The organism is Microcoleus sp. BM001215392 (genome assembly GCF_036700185.1).
Lineage (GTDB): Bacteria > Cyanobacteriota > Cyanobacteriia > Cyanobacteriales > Microcoleaceae > Microcoleus.
This window is the reverse complement of the sequence record NZ_JAUBOJ010000046.1, coordinates 22083-28206: the sequence shown is the minus strand read 5'-3', so window position 1 is coordinate 28206 and position 6124 is coordinate 22083. Positions and strand designations below refer to the sequence as shown.

Sequence of the window (6124 nt, the reverse complement as noted above, 5' to 3'; positions counted from 1 at the left end):
TAACCAATAACCAATAACCAATAACCAATAACCAATAACCAATAACCAATAACTATGTCAGAAATATTGCAAATTTCACAATTAGGAAATCCCGTATTGCGCCAACCGTCGCAAGTTGTCGAGAATGTGAAGGACGATCGCATTCAACAGCTAATCGACAACCTAATTTCTACCGTCCAACACGCGCACGGAGTGGGGATTGCGGCCCCTCAAGCGGCTATGTGCGATCGCCTGTTCATCGTCGCATCCCGTCCCAACCTGCGGTATCCCCAAGCGCCCCACATGGAACCGACAGCCATGATTAATCCCCGGATTGTCGCGGCATCAACAGATACAGCCAAAGACTGGGAAGGCTGTTTGAGTATTCCGGGGATTCGGGGATTGGTGCCGAGAAGCCGGGCGATCGAAATTGAATACACTTGTAGAGAGGGGAAATTTCACCGACAAGAATTGACAGAGTTTGTGGCCAGAATTTTTCAACACGAATACGACCATTTAGATGGCATCGTGTTTTTAGACAGAGTAGAAAGTACCACAGAACTGATGACAGAGGATGAGTACCAAAAGCAATTTGTCAAGCTCCTCTGATAATTGATATAATTGCGATCGGTAACGAAGAGTGATGTTGCGAACAGGAGAGCAAATGTCAATCAACTTGGAGAAAGGCGGAAGAATCAATCTTTCTAAAGAAGCACCAGGGCTGAAAAATGCCGGGATCGGTTTGGGATGGGATCTCAACGCTACAGACACCGGAGGCGCATTTGACTTAGATGCTTCCGTGTTTATGCTGGGCGCTGCTGGTAAAATTACCAGCGAAAAATACTTTGTTTTCTACAATAACAAAGAGTCGCCGGATTCTTCTGTAAAACATCTGGGAGATAGCAGAACCGGAGAAGGAGTTGGCGATGATGAAACCGTTACAGTCGATTTAACCAAAGTCGATCCGGCGGTAGAAGAGATTGTGTTTGTGGTGACAATCCACGAAGCGGAATCGAGAAGGCAAAATTTCGGTCAAGTGCGGAATGCTTTTATCAGGATTTACGACACGACTACTAACACAGAAGTTACAAAATACGATTTGGATGAGGACTTTTCTCGGGAGACTGCGGTGGAGTTTGGCAGACTTTACAAGAAAGATGGCGAGTGGAGGTTCCAAGCTGTGGGACAAGGTTACAATTCAGGCTTGCAAAGCTTTGTAGATAAGTATGCCTGATCGTAAGGAAATAGAGAAGACGTAGGATTTAAACCGCGTCTAAAAAAACAAAGTCAGGTAATTTCAATCCCCCCTTATTCAACCCCCCTGATATCGAGTTTTGTTTGTATAGGCGCGGTTTAAACCTTACATTTTATCAGAACTGTATTGCACGACAAACCTTACCAAATAATCAAACTATGGCTATCAACTTGACAAAGGGACAATCGATCGTTCTCAGCAAAAGCGAATTCGACTTATCCCGATTGACAATGGCTTTGGGCTGGGATGTAGCGAAAGCTAAAACAAGTCTTTTCGCCAGCAGCGTTGCAAATTTTGACTTAGATTCCTACGCTCTGCTGCTAGGAGAAAATGGCAAATTAAAAAACTACAAAGAAGATGTAATTTATTACTCTCATTTGGAGTCTAAGGACAAAACCGTGGTTCATTCCGGCGACAATCTCACGGGAGAGGGAGAGGGCGACGACGAACAAATATTTGTGAAACTAAGTTCTTTGCCAGCAGAATATCACAAAATTATCTTGGGCGTAAATATTTACGATGGAAAAAACCGAAAACAGCATTTTGGCATGGTACAAAATGCTTTCGTGAGGGCTGTAGATGCTACTGGGAAAGAAATCGCTCGCTATCGCTTGTCAAATGACCCTTCCTATGAAGGAAAATTAAATATGTTGATGGGAGAAGTTTATCGGGAAGGTGGCGAATGGAAATTTAAAGCTTTGGGAAATCCTTTGTCTGAAGATTTGAACGGTGTTGTCGGTTCGTTTATGCGGTGAATCAACAACTTCAATTGTGTTCAAAAGATAATTCATCTTCTAAAGGAGTTGAAGCTTTTAAGGGGTCTCGCTGAACCGCTGCTAAACCTTGGCGTACTGCGAGAAAAATGTTCTTTGCTAAGTCGGTTTGAGCTTTTTCCTGTTGCCGTTTCCATCCCTCTTGGCTAGTAGCATATAAAGGTGGTAAGCGATTGAGTGCATAGGCGATCGCTTCCTCTGGTTTGATATATTTCACTAAGTTGGGCGGCAACTCTGCTAGCTGGCGCATCACTTCCGCTGTTACCAGCGGTTCTAGAACATTACAGTAGCGCGAAATGCGATCGGGCAATAAAGTTGTCATCGGATTTACCTCTTGAAAATAATCTCCAAAGTTATCGGTTAGGTTTACAGCAAAAAAAGTCAGCTTCTGAGAATTCGCTGGTCAAACTTGAGTGTCATCTCGCATTTGCCAAAGCAATTTCTGGGCTTCCCATGCCGCATCAAGCTGTTGCAGGTTGGCATCAAGATCCTGAGAATAGCTGTCAGCTAGGGATTTTTGGACGAAAGCAGTCAACTGATCTTCCAAGCTGGTGCTATTTGATACAGAGTTGGAAATGGACTTTACAAGAACGGTCGTTTTGGTATTCATAACTTCTAACCTCTGTCAATATTTATTAAGGCTTGGCTTCCTCTTATTTCTAGAATGACAGAGGTGCATTGGTTGTTTGACTCAGTTACGGACTCATATTTGAACTCAGTTGCAAGTTCGCGATCGCCCGAGGTGAGTCAAAATTGAATAAACACGCTGGCAAAATAACAGGTATGACTGGCTCTATAAGGGCATCTCAACAGGGACTAGAAAGGGTCGATCGCGCGCGCCACAGAAAGGGGTGGACGAAAACCCGAACCATGGCTTGGTGGCAAGATGCTCACACGTCTCAGGCAACTTTGAGGCGGTTTTGGCGGGGGATAGCCATCGAAAGCGGGAGTTTCACAGCGATTTGTCACGCAGTTGGCATTAGCGATTGGGAGGCGATCGCAGATTTGGATATAGTTGAAGAAGTAGATATACCTACCGAAATGGTTGCACTTCCCTCTCCCATTCCCACTTCTCCATCCCCCAATTCAAATCGAGAAGATTGGGGAGAAGCGCCTGATGTGCCAAGCTTTCACGGTCGCACGGAAGAACTCGGCCAGTTAGAATCGTGGATGGTAAAAGATCGGTGCAAACTGATACTTTTATTGGGCATGGGAGGCATTGGCAAAACTACTTTAGCAGTGACGGTAGCAGACCAAATTCAGGAGCAATTTGAGTGTTTGATTTGGCGGAGTCTCAAGCCGATGCCACCACTCGAAAATCTGTTGGGAAGTTTGCTCAAATTCTTTGCCCAAGGGTCAGAAAGTCAATCTTTTGACAATATTCATCAAGGGATATCCCAAGTTATTGAATACCTGAAACAGCGCAGGTGTTTGCTGATTTTAGATGAGGCAGAGGTAATTTTTGGCTGTAGCGGCGATATTGCTGAGTCAAGCAAGCGCGATCGTACTTTGGCTACCAGACAGTGGCGAGATGGCTATGAAAATTATGCTGAGTTGCTGCGGCGAGTAGGGATGGAACGCCATCAAAGTTGCCTGTTACTGACTTCGCGCGAGAAGCCTAATGAGATTGCTGCGCTGTCAGGGGAAAATTCACCTGTCCGCTGCTTGCAACTGCGGGGATTACAGGATGCGGATGCTGTAGCTTTGTTCCAGGATAAAGGTTTTTCGGGTTCGGAAATCGGACTGAAAAGCTTGATTCAGCTTTACGGTGGCAGTCCGCTAGCATTAAAAGCGATCGCTACGATGATTCAGGAGGTATTTGCGGGGAATATCAAGGAATTTTTGAGTCAAAATACGGTGGTATTGGGCGATCGACTGCGGACGCTGTTGAAGGAACAGGTAAGTCGGCTGTCGCCAATGGAAAAAGATGTCATGTATTGGCTGGCGATCGAGCGCCAGCCAGTATGTTTGTCAAAATTAAGAGCAAATTTTGTGTTACCTCCAACGCCATCGCAGTTAATGGAAACATTGGTATCGCTCGAAAGGCGATCGCTCTTGGATAAAATAGCAGAACCGAACGGTATTGCCTTCACGCTTCAGCCCATGGTGATGAAATATGTTGCTGAAGAGTTCATCGAACAGGTAATTGATGAGATTGAAAGTGCGATCGAGAGTAAAGATATTAAACCATTCAAGTTTTTAAGAAAATACGCACTGATTAAACCGCAGCCAAATAACCAATCTAATCCCGAGCTAAATTACTGGATAGTGACGCGACTTAAAGACAGTTTAATGATAAATCTCGGCTGTGAAGTTGGGAGCGATCTGAGACAAATTGTGCCATTGCTGCGAGGGAAAGCCCTGCCAATATTAGGATATCTCAGTCGCAATTTAGTAGAAATCCTCAAAGCCTTAGAGGTTGAGATAGACAGTGATGAATGGCGAGATATTCCAATTCGATAGATCTGACATTTTGCACGAGTTGCCATAACCCGCCAGGGGTTTAAACCCCTGTCTCATAGCGAAAGTCGTCGGTCGCCGACTGGGGAGGAATTTAGTCAACTTTTGTTTGCTTGAGGTATTAGCCAAGAACTACTGTCAACTGTCAACTGTCAACTGTCAACTGTTAGATTGTTGTTTCTCCAGAAAATCTTTAATTTCGGCTACTAACCATGCTTTTTCTGGTTCTGTCAAAAACGTACCGAATTTATACTTGCGGGATTTCCACTTTAGCACGCACACTGTGATAGGTGCTTTATTCATTGACAGACCAATTCCCTGAAGTCCCACATCGCTAATTTCCTTGTTGCGTAGTTGGATATTTTTGTAACGCATTCCCAAAAACCAACGCTGCAAGCCGAAATTATGGCGATCGATATCTATTTTAGTGCGAGATGAAATTCTTAATAAATAAACACACAAAACCCACAAACCAACTATCCAAAAAACCCCTACCCATAGCCATATCAAAATGACAGCGGAACGAGGAGACCAAAATAACAAATTATATACAATTGAGAATAGAGAGATAATGTTCAAAGGGGACGAGCCAAATGCAAATAACACAAAAGTTGTTGTAGTTAGCCAGATAGCTGGGAATGAGAGTGCATTCCAAACTAAAGGTATTAATGCAAAATATTGACTATAAATACTGCTTAACCAAACAGGTGGAATATCTATAATCAATTCGTTATCTTGATTTTTTAGGGTGACAGGACTGTCAATAACTTGACGGGGTTTTAGGACTGCTGGACGAGTCAACGGCTCTTCACCCCGCAAGACAGCTAATGCTTCTTTCGCTGTACTAAATCTGTCTTCTGCTACAGGTTCTATCATCCGCTCCAACCAATTGGCAAACTGCTTATTAATACGGACGTGAGAACGGAAATCAATTTTGAGTTTGCGTTGAGGTAAATCCGTAGGACTTTTACTGGTTAACAAATAAACTATGGTAGCTCCCAATCCGTATAAATCAGTAGCCAAAACAGCCTTTCCTCGAAACTGTTCTGGAGCCATGTAGCCGTAAGTGCCTACAACAGTGCTGCCCCCAGTAATAGTTTGGTGATACACATCTTGCACGGCTCCAAAATCTACTAAAAAAAGCTGCCCGTCATCGCGACGAATGATATTTTGTGGTTTAATATCTCGGTGAATCACAGGGGGTACAAGCTGCTGCAAATAGACCAAAATATCTAAGATTTGATTTGCCATCCAACGAACTTCTGTTGCAGGCGGATGCCAGCTATTTTCGATTAACCGTGCTAAGGACTGTCCATCTGCTAATTGTTGAGCGAGGTAAAAAAAGCGATCGCGACGCTTACCAACTTCAAAATAGTCAATATAGCGGGGGATTGCTGGATGTTGAACCTGTGCGAGAATTCGAGCTTCGCGTTCAAAGAGTTCTAGCACTTTGAGGTCATCAGTTCGCCGCAGCGATACAGCTTTCAGGGCGACTTTTTCACCAGTTTTCAAGTCTTCTGCTGCGTAGGTAATGCCGATGCCGCCTTGTCCTAAAATATATAGGATAGAATAGCGATCGCCAATAATTTCTCCCTGCTGATGATTTTTTTGCATAAAGCTCGATCTATAAATATTGCTGTTTTTATTTTGTGCTACT

The 6124-nt window shown here is 43.9% G+C and carries 7 protein-coding genes; 4 read left to right on the top strand and 3 right to left on the bottom strand.

Annotation, left to right across the window (positions count from 1 at the left end; genetic code table 11):
• The first annotated feature begins 54 nt into the window (after positions 1-54).
• From def to QT974_RS07945, 3 genes are all read left to right on the top strand, one after another.
• The gene (def, locus tag QT974_RS07955; RefSeq protein WP_333467975.1) at positions 55-588 is read left to right on the top strand and encodes a peptide deformylase; all 534 of its coding nucleotides are present in this window, start codon (positions 55-57) and stop codon (positions 586-588) included.
• Between the two features lie 55 nt (positions 589-643).
• Positions 644-1213: a TerD family protein gene (locus QT974_RS07950; protein ID WP_333467974.1), complete on the top strand. Its 570-nt coding sequence runs from the start codon at positions 644-646 to the stop codon at positions 1211-1213.
• Positions 1214-1392: 179 nt separating this feature from the next.
• Positions 1393-1989, top strand: coding sequence for a TerD family protein (locus tag QT974_RS07945; RefSeq protein WP_333467973.1), 597 nt, complete (start codon positions 1393-1395; stop codon positions 1987-1989).
• 10 nt (positions 1990-1999) lie between these two features.
• On the opposite strand, the gene QT974_RS07940 is transcribed toward QT974_RS07945, so the two are convergent.
• Together QT974_RS07940 and QT974_RS07935 are read right to left on the bottom strand one after the other, a co-directional pair.
• Positions 2000-2329, bottom strand: a complete 330-nt coding sequence (locus QT974_RS07940; protein WP_333467972.1) for a late competence development ComFB family protein — start codon at positions 2327-2329, stop codon at positions 2000-2002.
• Positions 2330-2410: 81 nt separating this feature from the next.
• Positions 2411-2617 carry a hypothetical protein gene (locus tag QT974_RS07935; protein ID WP_333467971.1) on the bottom strand — a complete coding sequence of 69 codons (207 nt, stop codon included), beginning with the start codon at positions 2615-2617 and terminating at the stop codon, positions 2411-2413.
• A gap of 173 nt (positions 2618-2790) precedes the next feature.
• On the opposite strand from QT974_RS07935, the gene QT974_RS07930 reads away from it, so the two are divergent.
• Positions 2791-4470 carry an NB-ARC domain-containing protein gene (locus tag QT974_RS07930; protein WP_333467970.1) on the top strand — a complete coding sequence of 560 codons (1680 nt, stop codon included), beginning with the start codon at positions 2791-2793 and terminating at the stop codon, positions 4468-4470.
• Between the two features lie 156 nt (positions 4471-4626).
• Here QT974_RS07930 and QT974_RS07925 read toward each other — a convergent pair whose 3' ends face one another.
• Positions 4627-6081: a serine/threonine protein kinase gene (locus tag QT974_RS07925; protein ID WP_333467969.1), complete on the bottom strand. Its 1455-nt coding sequence runs from the start codon at positions 6079-6081 to the stop codon at positions 4627-4629.
• Between the last annotated feature and the right edge of the window lie 43 nt (positions 6082-6124).

Bases quoted from the DNA above. Each gene is read 5' to 3' on its own strand.
- QT974_RS07940 (WP_333467972.1), bottom strand. From the start codon at position 2,329: ATGACAACTTTATTGCCCGATCGCATTTCGCGCTACTGTAATGTTCTA.
- QT974_RS07950 (WP_333467974.1), top strand. From the start codon at position 644: ATGTCAATCAACTTGGAGAAAGGCGGAAGAATCAATCTTTCTAAAGAA.
- QT974_RS07930 (WP_333467970.1), top strand. From the start codon at position 2,791: ATGACTGGCTCTATAAGGGCATCTCAACAGGGACTAGAAAGGGTCGAT.
- QT974_RS07935 (WP_333467971.1), bottom strand. From the start codon at position 2,617: ATGAATACCAAAACGACCGTTCTTGTAAAGTCCATTTCCAACTCTGTA.
- QT974_RS07945 (WP_333467973.1), top strand. From the start codon at position 1,393: ATGGCTATCAACTTGACAAAGGGACAATCGATCGTTCTCAGCAAAAGC.
- QT974_RS07925 (WP_333467969.1), bottom strand. From the start codon at position 6,081: ATGCAAAAAAATCATCAGCAGGGAGAAATTATTGGCGATCGCTATTCT.
- def (WP_333467975.1), top strand. From the start codon at position 55: ATGTCAGAAATATTGCAAATTTCACAATTAGGAAATCCCGTATTGCGC.